Raw genomic sequence first — 878 nt, forward strand, 5'->3', positions numbered from 1 at the left:
ACATCGAGCACCGTCAAGGTGCCCGACCGGCGCGAGGAGGCATCGCTGTTGCCGCCAAGCCAGCTCATATTTTCGTCTCCGGCTTGCGCTTCGTCAGGCTCTTCGGCTTTTCGTTGAGCGCCGCTTCGCGCTGCGTCGCCGCCTCCGGCGTCAGCTGCACGACGAGGCGATCGGACAGGCGCATGTCGACGGCGGCGATGTCGCGGCTCAAGAGCCCGTTGTCGTGGTCCATCCTGACCAGATCGGCGATCGCCCGGTCTTCGCCGTCCTCAGGCAGCTTGACCGTGATGCCGTTCTCCAGCCGCAGGTCCCAGCGCCGCTCGCCGATGCGGATATAGCCTTTGACCCGCGCCGCGAGTTCGGGATAGCGCTTCACCTCGGCAAGGAAATCCGGCGCCTTGGCCGGCGCGCCGGTGCCGATGATCAGCGGCAGCAGCGCCTGCTTCCCGCCCGAGAACGGCGCGATGACCTGGCCGTCACGCTCGATGACCGAAAGCGAATCGCCCTGCTGCCAAAGCGCGAAAGGCTCACGCTCCTCGACGCGCACCTCCAGCGTATGCGGATAGACCTTGCGCACCGCCGCGACCTCGACCCAGGGCAGCGTCCTGATCCGCTCGCGCGCGGCCTCGGCATCAAAGCCTATCAGCGAGGTCCAGCCGTCGAGCTCCAGCCGGTCCAGTATGTCGATCTCGGAGGTTTCGTGGTTGCCGACCACCTTGATCTGATCGACCGCGAAACCGGTGCGCGCGGTTATGCCCTGGACGACGCCGTCGACCTGTCCGCCAAGATAGGCGCCATAGGCGGTGCTCGACGCGATCAGCACAGCCGAAAGGATTGCCGCGGAAAAAGGCGGCGCGGTGAATTCACCCCCGCCAAGA

Annotated in this window: 1 protein-coding gene; it reads right to left on the bottom strand. The window is 66.3% G+C overall.

From position 1 onward, the window contains the following. Positions 1 to 64 precede the first annotated feature (64 nt). The coding region (locus EN738_RS34675; RefSeq protein ID WP_145967064.1) for a cell division protein FtsQ/DivIB at positions 65 to 878 on the bottom strand (814 nt) is incomplete at its 5' end.

The sequence above is a fragment of the Mesorhizobium sp. M4B.F.Ca.ET.017.02.2.1 genome (assembly GCF_003998955.1).
GTDB classification, from domain to species: domain Bacteria; phylum Pseudomonadota; class Alphaproteobacteria; order Rhizobiales; family Rhizobiaceae; genus Mesorhizobium; species Mesorhizobium abyssinicae.